A 13,745-nucleotide genomic window follows, 5' to 3' on the forward strand; every position below is an offset into this window, starting at 1 on the left:
CAAATTAATGAATAGAGGCACAAACGCCTTAAAAAACCATGAACAATACCCAAACACTATGTATAAAGCACAAACTAGCTCAAGAACATCCAATATTATAAATAGTATTAAGACCTCAAAGACATGGGATAATATAAAGAAAATAAGCAACGTAGCAGGAAAGATTCTTTTTAATAAAACCACGGCTAGTGTATTAGGATTAATAGCAAGTAGTATTATGCTGGCAACTATAGCACCCGCAACAGCTCCATTTATGTTTGTATCAGCTACTGCTATGGCAACATCTATAGTAGGTAAAGCAATAATAGATGTAGTACATACTCGAAAGATACGTCTTCTTACGTAAGAAAATAAATTATTAGTAAAACATCGTGATGATTTGAGTAAACAACAAGCCCTTTTAAAAATTGATCCAAAGTTAAAAGATATTTTAACAGATGATTTATATATACATAATAATCAACCTCAAACGAAAGACAAAAGTAATAGAGGTACCAAGTCATTATTTATAGCATCGGTTATAACAAATGGAATAAGTAATATAGTAAACGTGGCGGGGATATCTGCAGCTATAGTCGGTAATAATATAGCACAAATAATTTCATCAATAAATATAGGATTACAATCATTAAAAGGTTCTAAAGATTCAGTAAATCAGATTCAGGATAGGATAAAGTTAATTAAGGAGCTAAACCATAATATTAATCAAGAAAAACAAAAAACAGATATAGGTAATTATAAAAATATACACGCATTAGCAGAGATAGGGTATAAACAAACTATTCAAACCGAAGCATTAACCGCTTTACTACAAGATAAGAATTACTTTAGATTTACCGATCAAGAAAAACAACAGAGATTTAATCAGCTTAATAAAGAAATAACATTAAGGACAGCATTAGAATATGCTGATACAAAAAAAATAACATCACAAAATATAATAGTAGATGTACTGAAAGACATAGGTAGAGCACATAGTCCTTTTTATAAACAACCGGAACAAATAACTACTAATAAAAGCGTGTTAACAAAAGCAGTTGAAAGTGCAAATACTAAAGATCACAAGGAATACCAAACAATACCGTTAGAAAAGAAATTAGAGCTAAGCGGCACAGAAAATATAGCGAATAGAATTAGGAAACAACTAATTAATAACAATACTATTTCTAAAAATTCAGGTACGCCAAGTAATTATATAAAAAGAATTGCAAAAAAGGATTTAGGGTTAATAAGGTAAAATAGGAAATCATTAATGTGAATTTAGGGTAAGGAATTATACTATAGTGCACTCAGCCCCATTTTGTGACAGCCACGAGGAGCGAAGACTATATATTAATAGGCGAGACGATAAGCAACGTGCTACAGCATTCAAATCAGTTTGCTATATACTCGGTAAAAAGTAGCATAATCAAGTCTTAGAGCCGTTCTACGCCTCGATTATAAAAATAAATTGTTCTAGGTAATTATTTACCGAATAAGATTACATTATTTTAGCCAAGTGAATAAAAGTATTTAAACTTTCTTCTTCATCTTGGGTCATTATATAAGAAACTTTAACATATATAAGCATTTGATATGTTTTGTCTCTCTAAAAACGCATATAATTTAAATGCTATATTCATCTCTAATACTAAATGCTTGATTTGTAGTAATTGATTTATTAGATTTTGACATAAAATTACCTATGGAATAGTTTAGAGAATCTTTAAATAATTCGCTTAATTGTTTATTATGCTCAAGTTCTTCCCATAATAACGACTCAGCATTTTCTAACTTAACATACGATTTAATCATCTCAAGGGCAGAATATCTATCGCAGTTATTATTAAGCATTTTGTATAAAAACGTTTTATCTAAATAGGCCGGTATTATTTTTAAGTCCTTATTAATAATTTGTTGAAATATATTTGATGCATAAAAACGATAATCGTAGCTGTAAGCCCTGCAACTAAAATAGAGCATAAATTTAGTGATTGAAAAAACATATTTTTACTATATTTAATTATAGCTATCGACAGTAGTGTAATATTTTTGCTCTTCAATCCAAAAATGAACTTTGTTCTCTATATACTTATTTTTCTCTCAATTAGTTTATTTATCATACTATTAACCTCATTAATGAATAGGCAATAATAAGCTAATGATAAGTTGCACTTCGTTTCCTTATTTATCGTGTAAAGCGAAATTTCTTATTGACTTTTATATAAAACAGTATAGTTTCTTTACAATTTAACTTTTGTAAAGAAACTATGCTCGGCTATGAGAATGAACAAAGAAGTTTGACACGTAAGCAAAAAGAAGCAATAGGGTTAAATGGCATTGTTACGTGGATATCGAATCGTCATTGCAAGCATTTGCTCGGAACGTGGCAATCTAGAAAAAGTAATAAAAAATGCTAAAATTTAGTATTTTTTTACTGGATTGCTTCGTTAATTACTTCGTAATTTTCTCGCAGTGACATTAAATTATTAACTAATCTATACTTAGTTAGGAATGCTATTTCTTAAAAGTATCGTTTTTCTTGATAGGTTTAACTATTGTAACATTTAAGACTGAAAGGCTTGAGTTTAAGCTTCATTTATTGTTTGATGCATTTCATTAAAATGCTAAAAACTTTTGATTGGTGGGCGATGAGAGATTCGAACTCCCGACACTCTCGGTGTAAACGAGATACTCTACCAGCTGAGCTAATCGCCCATATTTTTTATTAATTAGTAAAATAACATTATTCTAATTAATAAGAAGTATGTATAAATAATTTAGCAAAATTTTATTAGTTTTTGCTTTTAAATTATCTATAAAGTGTTATTTACTTTCATCCATACTTTTTATTTGTCTTGATAATCTGCTGATTTTTCTTGAGGCGGTATTTAATTTAATTATATTTTTTTTCACACCTTGCATTATCTTAGATTGAGCAACAGATAAAGCTAAGTTAGCATTTTCTTTATTACCAAGACTAATTTCATGTACAACTTTTTTTATAAAAGTTTTTATTGCACTAGATCTTTTTTTATTGATTAGAGTTCTTTTTACTGTTTGTCTAGCAGCTTTTTTTGCTGAAGAATGATTAGCCATTACCGAGTCCCTTATATTTAATTTTTAATATCTTCATTAACATCTTGCTTTATATTTCCTTTAGCATTAACATCTCTATCTACAAATTCAATATATGCTATCGGTGCTAAATCACCATAACGAAATCCGGCTTTTATTATTCTAGTATAACCACCAGGTCTATCTTTATATCTAGTACCTAAAATATTTATAAGCTTTTCTACTGCTTTTTTATCTTTTATTTTTGATAAAACGCTTCTTCTTACCGCTAAATCAGCTTTTTTAGCTTTAGTGATTAGAGTCTCAATGTAAGGTCTTAATTCCTTAGCTTTTGGTAGAGTAGTTTTAATTTGTTCATGGGTTACAAGTGCTACAGCCATATTAGCAAGCATTGCTTGCCTATGACTACTTGTTACATTTAACTTCCTACCTTTAATTTTATGTCGCATTTTTATTAGTCCTTAATTATAAGAATCTTCATAACGTTTAGATAATTCCTGAATATTTTCCGGTGGCCAATCCGGTACATCCATACCAAACCTTAAATTAAATTTTGCCAATATTTCTTTAATCTCATTTAAAGATTTTCTACCGAAATTTGGAGTTCTCAGCATATCGGATTCCGTTCTTTTTACTAGATCCCCTATATATATTATATTATCATTTTTCAAACAATTTGCTGATCTAACCGATAATTCCAATTCATCAACTCTCTTAAGTAAATAAGGTGAAAACGGTAAAGAATCAGTTTTAACCTGCTTATCTTCTTCCTGTTCTTCAAAAGAAATAAATAATTGTAATTGCTCTTGTAAGATACGTGCAGCTAACCCTACAGCCATTTCAGGTAATAAATCACCGTTAGTTTCTACAAACATAATTAATTTATCATAGTCGGTAACCTGACCTACCCTAGTATTTTCTACCTTATAAGTAACACTCTTTACCGGATTAAATAAAGCATCTATAGCTATTTCACCAATAGGTAAATTATCCTCATAACTATTTGTGCTAAGTACGTATCCTTTACCAACCTTACAAGTTAATTCCATTTCAAGCTGCTTGTTCTTAGCTAGATTACAAATTACATGATCCGGATTCAGTATTTCTACATCATGCCCTGTTTCAATCATACCGGCCGTTACAACACAAGGTCCTGTTGCTTTTAACTTCATGATACGTTTTTCCGCAACATGCATTTTTACTTCAATACCTTTAATGTTTAAAATCACTTCCGATACATCTTCTTTTACACCAGGTATAGAAGAAAATTCATGTTCTATAGCAGGGATTTTTATAGAAGTGATAGCCGCTCCTTGTAAAGAAGAAAGTAATACTCTTCTCATAGCATTACCTAAAGTTAAACCAAAACCTCTTTCTAAAGGTTCAACTACAATTTTAGCTTTATTATTGGTTTCCGAAAAATTTTCATAAGCGACTTTATTCGGCTTTATTAAAGTATTCCAATTTTTACTTAACGATAACATTTAATACCTATGATTCTCTTATACTCTTCTTCTTTTTGGCGGTCTTACTCCATTATGAGCAATTGACGATACATCTAAAATTGATGTAACCACAAAATTTTGTCCGAATAAAGCTCTCATTGCCGATTCACGCTGAGCTCCAGGTCCTCCAATCCTAATAGAAATAATTTTTAGACCATATTCTTTTGCTTTTTCTGATGCTCTATCAATTGTTACTTGAGCTGCATAAGGTGTTGCTTTTCTTGCCCCTTTAAACCCATTACCTCCTGCTGATGCAGAAGAGATAGTATTACCTTGAATATCAGTAAATGTTACTATAGTATTATTAAATGATGCTCGGATATGCACAACACCAAGAGTGATAGTTTTTTTCTTTTTCTTAACTTTAACCGTCTGATTCATTATTTATACTCTATACTTAAACTATTATTTTACAGCTTTTTTCTTTCCGACTATCGCAATAGCTTTACCTTTTCTAGTTCGAGCATTAGAATGCGTGTTCTGTCCTCTCACCGGCAATTTACGTATATGTCTAAGGCCTTGATAACATCTTATATCTTTCTTCTTCTTAATATTAAGCGTAACTTCTCGTCTTAAATCCCCTTCAACTTTATATTCACTTTCAATAATATTACGTAAGCTTATTAACTCTTGATCCGTAAGTTCTTTAACTTTTTTATCTTTCGATATTTTTGCTTTACTACAAATCTCTGCTGCCATAGTAGGCCCAAGACCGTAAATGTAAGTTAAACTCACAACTAAACGTTTATTATCGGGAATATTAACACTTGCAATTCTTGCCACAAATAATCTCCAAATTTTACTAGTAACTAGAAAATAATATAAAAATCTTTAATAAAGTCAATTTATTTTTAGTATTTTCTGTATATCAATTTCTATTTCTTGTTCATTTTTACTTCCATTAACTATATAAAAATTACCACTATTTTTATAATAATCTATTAACGGATATGTTTCTGTTTTATATACTTCAATTCTTTTTTTTATTACTTCTTCAGTATCGTCTTTTCTATAATCAAATGTACTTGAACCGCAAACATCACATACATTGTCAGTTTTAGGCTGCAAGAAGTAACTATTATATATTTTACCGCAATTTTTACAACTATATCTCCCCAAAACTCTTTTAATTAATAATTCATCTGAAACATCAAAATATATTATTTTAATTTTTTCTGTAATAAATGACTCAAAGAATTTCGCTTGCTCTAAATTACGCGGATATCCATCTAATATATAACCGTTTTTATATTCAGAGGATAATAAAAAATTTTTGATTACTTGATTAACTATTTCATTAGGTATAAGCTCTCCTTGCCTAACATAATTATTAATTAATTCTGCTTCACTAGTTGATGTTTTTATAATTGTTCTAAATATATCACCGATTGCTATATGTGGTAAATCAATTTTTTTAGCTATCTTTTTTCCTTGTGTTCCCTTTCCGGCTCCTGGAGGACCTAAAAAAATTACTATCACTACTTAAGCTCATTTTTAATTTTTTAATTTTACTTTCTTCATTAAACCTTCATACTTACTACTAAATAAGTAAGTTTGAATCTGAGTCATAGTATCAAGTACCACGTTCACTACAATTAAAAAACTCGTACCTCCTAAAGAAAGAGAGATTACATACTTATTCATTAATAGCTCCGGAATTACACATATTACACTTAAATATATCCCCCCTATAACCGTAAGCCTTGTAAGTATATAATCAAAATAATCAGACGTATTTTTCCCTGGTCTTTTACCGGGAATATAAGCACCGTATTTTCTTAAATTATTAGCAGTTTCTTCAGAATTAAATACTATTGCAGTATAAAAAAAACTAAAAAACATAATTAATGCTACATACAATAAAATATATACGGGTTTGCCATGCCCTAAATAATAAGTAAGCCTGCCCATAGTTTCTGAATTACTATTAGAAAAATTAGCAAGCGTAGCAGGGAATAGTAAAATTGAACTAGCAAATATTGGAGGTATTACACCCGAAGTATTTAATTTAAGAGGCATATGCGTTGCTTCTCCCCCATAAATTTTATTTCCTATTTGTCTTTTAGGGTACTGAACCAATAATTTTCTTTGGGCTTTTTCAAAAAATATAATTATAGCTATTAATACAACTACTCCAATACAAACAGCGATCGCTATTAAAGGCGATAATGCTCCTTTTCTTGATAATTCAAACATACTAATAATAGCACTAGGTACTCCCGAAATTATACCTATAAATATAATTAAAGATGTGCCGTTACCTATTCCACGTTGCGTAATTTGTTCTCCTAACCACATTAATAGCATGGTGCCTACAACCAAAGTAATTACGGTTGTAACTCTAAAGAAAAAACCCGCTAAAATTACTACGGGACCGGTATTTGTTACAATTGACTCTAAACTTATAGCAACTCCGTAGGCCTGAAAAGAAGCAAGCAGAACTGTTAAATATCTCGATAACTGATTTACTTTCCTTTTACCAACTTCCCCTTCTTTTTTTAAATTTTCCAAAGGTTTATATGCAACTGACATTAATTGGATAATAATTGAGGCGGTAATATACGGCATAATTGCTAAAGCAAAAATAGACATTCTACCTAGCGATCCTCCGGATAGCATATTGAACATTCCGAGTATTCCGGATTGATTCTTTTCAGCCACACTACTTAAAGCAATTGAATCTATACCGGGTATAGGTATAAAAGACCCAAATCTACATACTATAAGAATGAGAATAGTAAAAACAATGCGACTAACTAAATCATTACCGGACTTTTTAGAAAAATTTTGACCCATATACTATAACAACTTTCCACCTGCTTTCTCGATTAAATCCTTAGCTTTAGAAGAATATGCATCTAATTTTAATGATAGAGGAGAAGCAAAATCATCACTACAAAGAGATAATAATTTCACTAATTTCTTATTGTTTTTATTATTAACTACTCCGGCTTCTATCAATTTTTCCTTAGTAATGGTATCAGCAACACTTAAACGCCCATCGGCTAATGCTGCTTCAATATTGTAAATATTTATTATATTGTATTTTTTAGTTGCAATACAATTAAATCCTCTTTTAGGTAGTCTTTTTATCATAGGTGTTTGACCACCTTCAAAACCTTTTATTGCAACTCCGGATCTAGATTTTTGACCTTTAATTCCTCTACCGCCGGTTTTTCCTTTACCGCTACCAATACCGCGTGCTATTCTTTTCTTATTTTTTTTAGCACCTATATTATTATATAATTCATTTAATTTCATTTAAAAACTCTAATTACATATTTTCTATTTTTAACAAATGCTTTACTTTTTCAACCATTCCTTTGATTGAATTAGTATTTTCAAGAATAACAGTCTTATTAATTTTGTTTAAACCAAGCCCAACTAATGTCAATCTTTGATCATACTTACGACCTATAGCACTTTTAACTTGGGTAATTTTTATATTATTGATCTTATTATTCATAACTTCACCTTACTTCACAATATTATTCATTAACTTGAATATCAGAAGATTTTACAGATATTTCATTTACTTTTTTATCTCTTCTCATAGCAATAGATTTTGGTGATGCAAGTTTATTTAATGCATCAAATGTTGCAGAAATCATTGCGTAAACATTCGTTGAACCTATTGATTTAGCAACAATATCATGAACACCTAAAGAATCAAAAATTGCTCTCATAGACCCTCCGGCTATAACGCCTGTACCTGCTTTAGCTCTTCTTAAAATCACTTTAGCAGCTCCACTTTTACCGACAACATCATGGTGAATAGTCCTATTTTGATATAGAGGCACTTTCATCATCCTCTTTTTAGCCGCTTGTTTTGCCTTTCCTCGAGCTTCGTTTACTTCTTTAGCTTTTCCGTGTCCCGCTCCAACTCTGCCGGCTTTATCACCGACAACTACATAAGCAGCAAAAGCAAATCTTCTACCGCCTTTTACTACTTTTGTAACTCTATTTACATCAACTAAAACTTCGCTTAAAGTCTCTTCATTTTTTTTAACTTTAGACATTACTACAACCTTATAACCTAAAATTTTATTTTCTCTCTAGCTGCATCAGCTAGAGCTTTTACAACACCGTGATACTTATATCCGCCTCTATCAAATACTACTTCTTTTATTCCCGCAGAATCAGCTTTTTTTGCTATTTCTTCACCTACTTTGATAGCATTTTCAATATTACAATGAGATTTTTTTAATTTTTTAATTTTTTCATCTAAAGTTGAAGCGGAGGCAATCGTTATAGACTTAGAATCATCTATAATTTGTGCATATATATGTCTACCTGACTTAAATATCGATAATCTAACTCTATTAGATGTTTTAGATATTTTATGTCTTATTCTACTTCTTCTTTTTTCAAATTTTAGCTTAGCACTACGCATATTTAACTCTTAAATTTAATTTTTCTTACCTTCTTTACGCGGTATAAATTGATTTTCAAATTTAATTCCTTTTCCTTTATAAGGCTCAGGTGGTCTCTGTTTTATAATAATTGAAGCAAATTGTCCTAACTTTTCTTTATCTGTTCCCTCAAGAATAATAATATTTTGCTTAGGCACATCTATTTTAATATCTAAAGGTATTTCAATTTTTGTATTATGGCTTTTAGCAAGCATTAAATTTAAATATTTACCTTTTACCATTGCCCTATAACCGACTCCGTTAATTTCGAGTGTAAGTTTAAACCCTTCTTTAACGCCGGTAACCATATTCGATATTATGCTTCTTGCAGTACCCCACATAGCACGTGCATTTTTACTTGCGGCTAAAGGTTTTACTAAAAGCTTATTTTCTGCCAATGAAATTGCTATATTACCTTTAAAAGTTTTTGATAATTCACCTTTAGGTCCGGATATTTTTACTTCTAAATCATTTAAACCAACTTTTACACCTTCAGGTATAGTAATCGGCAATTTTCCAACACGTGACATTTTTTTACCTTAAAATACTTTACAAATTACTTCGCCGCCGACATTTTTAATATGAGCTTCTCTATCAGACATAACACCGTAAGGAGTAGAAAGAATATATATACCCATATTATTATAATATCCTTTCAAATCTTTAATAGCAGAATATACTCTTTTTCCGGGCTTTGATACTCTATGAATTTCACATATAGAAGCATCACCGTTAACAGAGTATTTTAAAGCTACCTCAGTATAACTAATATTATTTTTTTGAGTAATTATATAATCCTTTATATAACCTTCTTTTTTCAAAACATCTAAAATTGAAGTTTTAATTTTAGAACTAGGAAAAGAAACATTTATCAATTTACTTTTATAAGCATTTCTAATTCTAGTTAACATATCTGCTACATTATCCGTCATTGACATATTATTTACCTATCGACTTTTACCAACTTGACTTAACTACACCGGGAACTAAGCCTCTACCTATTAATTCCCTAAGCTTATTCCTCGATATACCAAATTTTCTTGTAACACCTCTTGGTCTACCTGTAAGCTCACATCTATTTCTTATTCTAGTAGGTGATGAATTTCTAGGTAATTGTGCAAGCGACATTACCAAAGAAAAACGCTCTTCTAATAAAATATTTTTATCATAAATTTTACTTTTTAGTGCTAAACGTTTATTATGCAAACTCTGTGATTTTTTTTTCCTACTTTCGTTTTTTTTTATCAAACTTACTTTTGCCATTATATATATCCTAAAAATTAATTATAAAAAGGTAAATTAAACCCTGATAACAAAAATTTACTTTCTTTATCCGTTTTAGCAGATGTAACGATTGTAATATCCATACCCCTTATTGTATCGATTTTATCGTAATTAATTTCAGGAAAGACTATCTGCTCTTTTAATCCAAAAGTAAAATTTCCTTTACCGTCAAAACTTTTATAAGAAAAACCACGAAATTCTTTAACACGAGGTAATGCAACAATTACTAGCCTTTCTAAAAAATCATACATTCTATCTTTACGTAATGTAACCTTACAGCCTATTTTCATATTTTCACGTAACTTAAAGGTTGCAATAGATTTTCTTGCTAACGTTACAACCGGCTTCTGACCGGAAATCAAGGTAAGATCATTTACTGCATTATTAATTACTTTGGAATCGGCTATTGCTTCCCCTACTCCCATATTTATAACAATTTTCTTAATTTGCGGTATTTCGTGTTTATTTTTATAAGAAAATTCTTTTTGTAAGTTTTCAATAATTTTTTGCTGATATAATTCTTTAAATCTTAACATTATTTACCTTCCTTACCGATAATTTCCCCTGATTTCTTTGCTACTCTAACCTTAGAACCGTCTTCTAAGAATTTAAAAGCTACTTTGGTAGGTCTACCGGTTTTGGGATCGATGTGTGCAATATTTGAGATATGTATAGGTAATTCTTTAGTTATTATCCCGCCTTCACTCATTTGATTAGGCTTAGTATGCTTTTTTACTAAATTTACTCCAGAAACAATTACTTTACTGTCTTCAGGAAAAACTTTTAATATTTTACCTTTTTTTCCTTTGTGCTTTCCGGTAATAATAACAACTTCATCACCTTTCTTTACTTTTAATTTAATCATTTATAACACTTCCTCTGCAAGCGACATTATTCTAACATATTTTTTCGCTCTAAGTTCTCTTGTAACAGGACCAAAAACTCTAGTACCGATAGGTTCGTCTTGTTTATTCAAAAGCACTAATGCGTTTTTATCAAATTTTATTGTACTACCGTCAGGTCTTACTACTCCGGTCTTTGTACGAACGATCACACCTTTATAAACATCACCCTTTTTAACCTTACCGCCGGGTATAGCTTCTTTAACAGATACAACTATAACATCGCCTAGCTTTGCTACCATATGGTGAGAGCCACCTAAAACTTTAATACACATAACTTTTTTAGCACCGGAATTATCTGCAACTTCCAAGATGCTCTGCATTTGAATCATAAACTACTTCCAATTTTTTATACACGAGAGATAAAATAAACAATCTACCTTATAAAGTCAAAGATTAAAAAACTTTATTCTCCATTTACCACTATCCATGTTTTGGTTTTTGAGATAGGACGAATTTCAATTATACTAACTTTATCTCCTTCTTGATATCTATTTTCTGAATCATGAGCAGCATATTTTTTAGATACTTTCACGAATTTTTTATACATAGGATGCTTAAATTTTCTTTCTACTTTTACTGTAACCGTCTTATCAGCTTTTGAACTTATAACCACGCCTTGTAACACTCTTTTCGGCATTTTAATATTCCTCACTATTAGATCTTTTTGTTAATTCAGTTTTAATACGTGCTATAGACTTTTTGACTAACGAAAACCTACTAGTATTTTTTAACTCACCTAAAGCTTGCTGAAATCTTAAATTAAACAATTCTTTCTTTAAAAGATTAAGGTTTTTATAAAGCTCTTCTATTGTTTCAGTAGATAACTTACTTCTTAATAATTTCAAATCATTCATAACGTCTCACTATCCTTGTTCTAACAGGTAATTTTGCACTTGCGAGTTCCAAAGCTCTAAGTGCAATATTTTCTTCTACCCCTTCAATTTCAAACATAATTCTTCCAGGCGAAACTCTAACTGCAAAAAATTCAGGAGAACCTTTACCTTTACCCATTCTTACTTCGGCAGGCTTTTTAGAAACGGGAACATCCGGAAAAATGCGAATCCATAATCTTCCTTGCCTTTTCATACATCTAGTAGCGACTTTTCTTCCTGCTTCTATTTGTCTTGCAGTAACACGCCAACCGTCTATAGATTTTAGACCAAATGATCCAAAAGCAAGCGTCGTACCTGCTTTTGCTTTTGAAGCAACTCTACCCTTATGAGCTTTTCTAAATTTTTGTTTTTTCGGAGCTAACATTTTAATACTTAAAATTAATTATATCTTTTATTTTCTGTATATTCACCTTTATAAATCCACACTTTAACCCCTATAACTCCATAAGTAGTTATAGCCTCAGCTGTCGAATAATCAATATCAGCTCTTAAAGTATGTAACGGCATTCTTCCTTCTATATACCACTCAGTTCTAGCAATTTCAGCACCTCCAAGCCGTCCTGAACAACTAACTCTTATACCTTGTCCACCTTGTTTAAATGAAGCCTGAATTGCTGTTTTCATGGCTTTTCTAAAAGAAACTCTTTTTTCAAGCTGTAATGCTATAGTTTGAGCTACTATAGCAGCATCTATATTAAACTTTCTAACTTCATGAATATTTATATAAACTTCTTTTAAAGAAGTCATTTTCTCGGTAGCTTTTTTTAGCTTATCAATTTCACTACCGTTTCTACCAATAATTATATTTGGTTTTTTGGCATTAATATTAATTATAATACTTTTGTTAGAAGGACGTTCGATTAAAACTCTGCTAATCTGAGCTTGATTAAAACCCTTATTTATTAAATCTCTAATTTTTAAATCTTGTATAAAAAGAGTTTTATAATGTTTTTCTGCATATAATACGGAATCCCAACCTTTAATTAAAGTCGGTCCAACTCTAAAACCATGTGCACAAACTTTCTGTCCCATTTTAATTATCCTCTTTTTCTGTAACAGTGATATAAAGATTACTAAAAAACTTATTTATTCTAGTTGCTCTCCCTTTTGCTCTCGGCATAACTTTTTTCATTACTAAAGCCTTACCTACCGTCGCTTTAGTAATAACCAACCTATCTATATCTAGACCTAAGTTATTTTCGGCATTTGCAATAGCAGATTGTAAGCAAGTTTTTACAACTTTTGAAATTCTTTTAGGAGAGAAAGTCAACTGCACTAATGCTTCAGATACTTTCATATTTCTAATAAAAGCCGCAACTAAATTTAACTTTCTTGGGCTTACTCTAATAGATTTAGCTTTTGCCGTAGCAAAATTTTTGTTTTCCTGTACCATATAAATTTTTATTTTCTTTTGACTTTTTTGTCTGCTCCATGACCATAAAATGTTCTAGTAGGAGCAAATTCACCTAATTTTCTTCCAACCATTTCCTCATTTACAGAAACCGGAATAAATTTATTTCCATTATGAACAGAAAAGGTAAACCCTACAAAAATAGGTAAAATCGTTGATCTTCTAGACCAAGTTTTAATCATTTCAGATTTACCTGATTCCATTAATTTTTGAACTTTCTTTATTAAATAACCGTCTACAAAAGGCCCTTTCCATATTGAACGTGCCATACTAATACC

General features: G+C 30.4%; 25 protein-coding genes, 1 tRNA gene and 1 pseudogene. 2 read left to right on the forward strand and 25 right to left on the reverse strand.

Going from position 1 to position 13,745, the window contains the following annotated elements; all coding sequences use genetic code 11:
* Positions 1 to 7 precede the first annotated feature (7 nt).
* Both ACIAS7_RS00355 and ACIAS7_RS00360 read left to right on the forward strand, forming a co-directional pair.
* Complete coding sequence (locus ACIAS7_RS00355; RefSeq protein WP_473198859.1) at positions 8 to 346, forward strand: hypothetical protein; 339 nt, start codon at positions 8 to 10, stop codon at positions 344 to 346.
* Positions 347 to 379: 33 nt separating this feature from the next.
* Positions 380 to 1,237, forward strand: a complete 858-nt coding sequence (locus tag ACIAS7_RS00360; protein ID WP_473198860.1) for a hypothetical protein — start codon at positions 380 to 382, stop codon at positions 1,235 to 1,237.
* A gap of 243 nt (positions 1,238 to 1,480) precedes the next feature.
* On the opposite strand, the pseudogene ACIAS7_RS00365 reads toward ACIAS7_RS00360, so the two are convergent.
* From ACIAS7_RS00365 to rpsS, 25 genes and pseudogenes are all read right to left on the reverse strand, one after another.
* A pseudogene (locus ACIAS7_RS00365) lies at positions 1,481 to 1,985 on the reverse strand (hypothetical protein).
* A 636-nt stretch (positions 1,986 to 2,621) separates the two neighbouring features.
* Positions 2,622 to 2,697: transfer RNA gene (locus ACIAS7_RS00370), tRNA-Val, on the reverse strand.
* A gap of 108 nt (positions 2,698 to 2,805) precedes the next feature.
* Entirely contained in the window at positions 2,806 to 3,078 is a 273-nt protein-coding gene (rpsT, locus tag ACIAS7_RS00375) for a 30S ribosomal protein S20 (RefSeq protein ID WP_473198861.1), read from the reverse strand.
* 17 nt (positions 3,079 to 3,095) lie between these two features.
* Positions 3,096 to 3,506: a 50S ribosomal protein L17 gene (rplQ, locus tag ACIAS7_RS00380; RefSeq protein WP_473198862.1), complete on the reverse strand. Its 411-nt coding sequence runs from the start codon at positions 3,504 to 3,506 to the stop codon at positions 3,096 to 3,098.
* Between the two features lie 12 nt (positions 3,507 to 3,518).
* Positions 3,519 to 4,541, reverse strand: a complete 1,023-nt coding sequence (locus ACIAS7_RS00385; protein WP_473198863.1) for a DNA-directed RNA polymerase subunit alpha — start codon at positions 4,539 to 4,541, stop codon at positions 3,519 to 3,521.
* An 18-nt stretch (positions 4,542 to 4,559) separates the two neighbouring features.
* Positions 4,560 to 4,943: a 30S ribosomal protein S11 gene (gene rpsK, locus ACIAS7_RS00390; RefSeq protein ID WP_473198864.1), complete on the reverse strand. Its 384-nt coding sequence runs from the start codon at positions 4,941 to 4,943 to the stop codon at positions 4,560 to 4,562.
* Between the two features lie 24 nt (positions 4,944 to 4,967).
* Positions 4,968 to 5,345 carry a 30S ribosomal protein S13 gene (rpsM, locus tag ACIAS7_RS00395; protein ID WP_473198865.1) on the reverse strand — a complete coding sequence of 126 codons (378 nt, stop codon included), beginning with the start codon at positions 5,343 to 5,345 and terminating at the stop codon, positions 4,968 to 4,970.
* A gap of 57 nt (positions 5,346 to 5,402) precedes the next feature.
* Positions 5,403 to 6,041, reverse strand: a complete 639-nt coding sequence (locus ACIAS7_RS00400; RefSeq protein WP_473198866.1) for an adenylate kinase — start codon at positions 6,039 to 6,041, stop codon at positions 5,403 to 5,405.
* A 15-nt stretch (positions 6,042 to 6,056) separates the two neighbouring features.
* Positions 6,057 to 7,358 carry a preprotein translocase subunit SecY gene (gene secY / locus ACIAS7_RS00405; protein ID WP_473198867.1) on the reverse strand — a complete coding sequence of 434 codons (1,302 nt, stop codon included), beginning with the start codon at positions 7,356 to 7,358 and terminating at the stop codon, positions 6,057 to 6,059.
* Between the two features lie 3 nt (positions 7,359 to 7,361).
* Positions 7,362 to 7,823 carry a 50S ribosomal protein L15 gene (rplO, locus tag ACIAS7_RS00410; RefSeq protein ID WP_473198868.1) on the reverse strand — a complete coding sequence of 154 codons (462 nt, stop codon included), beginning with the start codon at positions 7,821 to 7,823 and terminating at the stop codon, positions 7,362 to 7,364.
* A gap of 13 nt (positions 7,824 to 7,836) precedes the next feature.
* The gene (gene rpmD / locus ACIAS7_RS00415; RefSeq protein WP_473198869.1) at positions 7,837 to 8,028 is read right to left on the reverse strand and encodes a 50S ribosomal protein L30; all 192 of its coding nucleotides are present in this window, start codon (positions 8,026 to 8,028) and stop codon (positions 7,837 to 7,839) included.
* Between the two features lie 22 nt (positions 8,029 to 8,050).
* Positions 8,051 to 8,581 carry a 30S ribosomal protein S5 gene (gene rpsE, locus ACIAS7_RS00420; protein ID WP_473198870.1) on the reverse strand — a complete coding sequence of 177 codons (531 nt, stop codon included), beginning with the start codon at positions 8,579 to 8,581 and terminating at the stop codon, positions 8,051 to 8,053.
* 17 nt (positions 8,582 to 8,598) lie between these two features.
* Positions 8,599 to 8,955, reverse strand: a complete 357-nt coding sequence (gene rplR / locus ACIAS7_RS00425; protein WP_202068896.1) for a 50S ribosomal protein L18 — start codon at positions 8,953 to 8,955, stop codon at positions 8,599 to 8,601.
* Positions 8,956 to 8,970: 15 nt separating this feature from the next.
* Positions 8,971 to 9,504 carry a 50S ribosomal protein L6 gene (gene rplF / locus ACIAS7_RS00430; protein ID WP_473198871.1) on the reverse strand — a complete coding sequence of 178 codons (534 nt, stop codon included), beginning with the start codon at positions 9,502 to 9,504 and terminating at the stop codon, positions 8,971 to 8,973.
* A 9-nt stretch (positions 9,505 to 9,513) separates the two neighbouring features.
* Positions 9,514 to 9,912: a 30S ribosomal protein S8 gene (gene rpsH / locus ACIAS7_RS00435; RefSeq protein WP_473198872.1), complete on the reverse strand. Its 399-nt coding sequence runs from the start codon at positions 9,910 to 9,912 to the stop codon at positions 9,514 to 9,516.
* Between the two features lie 19 nt (positions 9,913 to 9,931).
* Positions 9,932 to 10,237, reverse strand: coding sequence for a 30S ribosomal protein S14 (gene rpsN / locus ACIAS7_RS00440; protein ID WP_473198873.1), 306 nt, complete (start codon positions 10,235 to 10,237; stop codon positions 9,932 to 9,934).
* A 17-nt stretch (positions 10,238 to 10,254) separates the two neighbouring features.
* On the reverse strand, positions 10,255 to 10,794 hold the full coding sequence (gene rplE, locus ACIAS7_RS00445) for a 50S ribosomal protein L5 (RefSeq protein WP_473198874.1): 540 nt from the start codon (positions 10,792 to 10,794) through the stop codon (positions 10,255 to 10,257).
* On the reverse strand, positions 10,794 to 11,123 hold the full coding sequence (gene rplX / locus ACIAS7_RS00450; RefSeq protein WP_473198875.1) for a 50S ribosomal protein L24: 330 nt from the start codon (positions 11,121 to 11,123) through the stop codon (positions 10,794 to 10,796). Before rplX ends, rplE begins: the two co-directional genes overlap by 1 nt.
* Complete coding sequence (gene rplN / locus ACIAS7_RS00455; RefSeq protein WP_008580952.1) at positions 11,124 to 11,492, reverse strand: 50S ribosomal protein L14; 369 nt, start codon at positions 11,490 to 11,492, stop codon at positions 11,124 to 11,126.
* A 74-nt stretch (positions 11,493 to 11,566) separates the two neighbouring features.
* Positions 11,567 to 11,800, reverse strand: coding sequence for a 30S ribosomal protein S17 (gene rpsQ, locus ACIAS7_RS00460; RefSeq protein ID WP_473198876.1), 234 nt, complete (start codon positions 11,798 to 11,800; stop codon positions 11,567 to 11,569).
* A gap of 1 nt (position 11,801) precedes the next feature.
* Positions 11,802 to 12,017: a 50S ribosomal protein L29 gene (gene rpmC / locus ACIAS7_RS00465; RefSeq protein ID WP_004596213.1), complete on the reverse strand. Its 216-nt coding sequence runs from the start codon at positions 12,015 to 12,017 to the stop codon at positions 11,802 to 11,804.
* Entirely contained in the window at positions 12,010 to 12,420 is a 411-nt protein-coding gene (gene rplP, locus ACIAS7_RS00470; RefSeq protein WP_473198877.1) for a 50S ribosomal protein L16, read from the reverse strand. The genes rpmC and rplP overlap by 8 nt, the downstream gene beginning before the upstream one ends.
* Before the next feature lie 14 nt (positions 12,421 to 12,434).
* The gene (gene rpsC / locus ACIAS7_RS00475; RefSeq protein ID WP_473198878.1) at positions 12,435 to 13,088 is read right to left on the reverse strand and encodes a 30S ribosomal protein S3; all 654 of its coding nucleotides are present in this window, start codon (positions 13,086 to 13,088) and stop codon (positions 12,435 to 12,437) included.
* A gap of 1 nt (position 13,089) precedes the next feature.
* The gene (gene rplV / locus ACIAS7_RS00480; RefSeq protein WP_473198879.1) at positions 13,090 to 13,449 is read right to left on the reverse strand and encodes a 50S ribosomal protein L22; all 360 of its coding nucleotides are present in this window, start codon (positions 13,447 to 13,449) and stop codon (positions 13,090 to 13,092) included.
* A gap of 8 nt (positions 13,450 to 13,457) precedes the next feature.
* Entirely contained in the window at positions 13,458 to 13,736 is a 279-nt protein-coding gene (gene rpsS, locus ACIAS7_RS00485) for a 30S ribosomal protein S19 (RefSeq protein ID WP_012148990.1), read from the reverse strand.
* Between the last annotated feature and the right edge of the window lie 9 nt (positions 13,737 to 13,745).

The sequence above is a fragment of the Rickettsia sp. 109562A South Dakota genome (genome assembly GCF_055791265.1).

What these genes read in the sequence shown, in the direction of transcription:
- rpmC (WP_004596213.1), bottom strand. Translation starts at nt 12,017, where the DNA reads ATGAATGATTTGAAATTATTAAGAAGTAAGTTATCTACTGAAACAATA.
- rpsC (WP_473198878.1), bottom strand. Translation starts at nt 13,088, where the DNA reads ATGGGACAGAAAGTTTGTGCACATGGTTTTAGAGTTGGACCGACTTTA.
- rplQ (WP_473198862.1), bottom strand. Translation starts at nt 3,506, where the DNA reads ATGCGACATAAAATTAAAGGTAGGAAGTTAAATGTAACAAGTAGTCAT.
- rpsS (WP_012148990.1), bottom strand. Translation starts at nt 13,736, where the DNA reads ATGGCACGTTCAATATGGAAAGGGCCTTTTGTAGACGGTTATTTAATA.
- rplF (WP_473198871.1), bottom strand. Translation starts at nt 9,504, where the DNA reads ATGTCACGTGTTGGAAAATTGCCGATTACTATACCTGAAGGTGTAAAA.
- rpsN (WP_473198873.1), bottom strand. Translation starts at nt 10,237, where the DNA reads ATGGCAAAAGTAAGTTTGATAAAAAAAAACGAAAGTAGGAAAAAAAAA.
- rpsT (WP_473198861.1), bottom strand. Translation starts at nt 3,078, where the DNA reads ATGGCTAATCATTCTTCAGCAAAAAAAGCTGCTAGACAAACAGTAAAA.
- ACIAS7_RS00385 (WP_473198863.1), bottom strand. Translation starts at nt 4,541, where the DNA reads ATGTTATCGTTAAGTAAAAATTGGAATACTTTAATAAAGCCGAATAAA.
- rplR (WP_202068896.1), bottom strand. Translation starts at nt 8,955, where the DNA reads ATGCGTAGTGCTAAGCTAAAATTTGAAAAAAGAAGAAGTAGAATAAGA.
- rplN (WP_008580952.1), bottom strand. Translation starts at nt 11,492, where the DNA reads ATGATTCAAATGCAGAGCATCTTGGAAGTTGCAGATAATTCCGGTGCT.
- rpsQ (WP_473198876.1), bottom strand. Translation starts at nt 11,800, where the DNA reads ATGCCGAAAAGAGTGTTACAAGGCGTGGTTATAAGTTCAAAAGCTGAT.
- rplO (WP_473198868.1), bottom strand. Translation starts at nt 7,823, where the DNA reads ATGAAATTAAATGAATTATATAATAATATAGGTGCTAAAAAAAATAAG.
- rplE (WP_473198874.1), bottom strand. Translation starts at nt 10,794, where the DNA reads ATGTTAAGATTTAAAGAATTATATCAGCAAAAAATTATTGAAAACTTA.
- rplX (WP_473198875.1), bottom strand. Translation starts at nt 11,123, where the DNA reads ATGATTAAATTAAAAGTAAAGAAAGGTGATGAAGTTGTTATTATTACC.
- rpmD (WP_473198869.1), bottom strand. Translation starts at nt 8,028, where the DNA reads ATGAATAATAAGATCAATAATATAAAAATTACCCAAGTTAAAAGTGCT.
- secY (WP_473198867.1), bottom strand. Translation starts at nt 7,358, where the DNA reads ATGGGTCAAAATTTTTCTAAAAAGTCCGGTAATGATTTAGTTAGTCGC.
- rpsK (WP_473198864.1), bottom strand. Translation starts at nt 4,943, where the DNA reads ATGAATCAGACGGTTAAAGTTAAGAAAAAGAAAAAAACTATCACTCTT.
- rpsE (WP_473198870.1), bottom strand. Translation starts at nt 8,581, where the DNA reads ATGTCTAAAGTTAAAAAAAATGAAGAGACTTTAAGCGAAGTTTTAGTT.
- rplP (WP_473198877.1), bottom strand. Translation starts at nt 12,420, where the DNA reads ATGTTAGCTCCGAAAAAACAAAAATTTAGAAAAGCTCATAAGGGTAGA.
- ACIAS7_RS00355 (WP_473198859.1), top strand. Translation starts at nt 8, where the DNA reads ATGAATAGAGGCACAAACGCCTTAAAAAACCATGAACAATACCCAAAC.
- rplV (WP_473198879.1), bottom strand. Translation starts at nt 13,449, where the DNA reads ATGGTACAGGAAAACAAAAATTTTGCTACGGCAAAAGCTAAATCTATT.
- rpsH (WP_473198872.1), bottom strand. Translation starts at nt 9,912, where the DNA reads ATGTCAATGACGGATAATGTAGCAGATATGTTAACTAGAATTAGAAAT.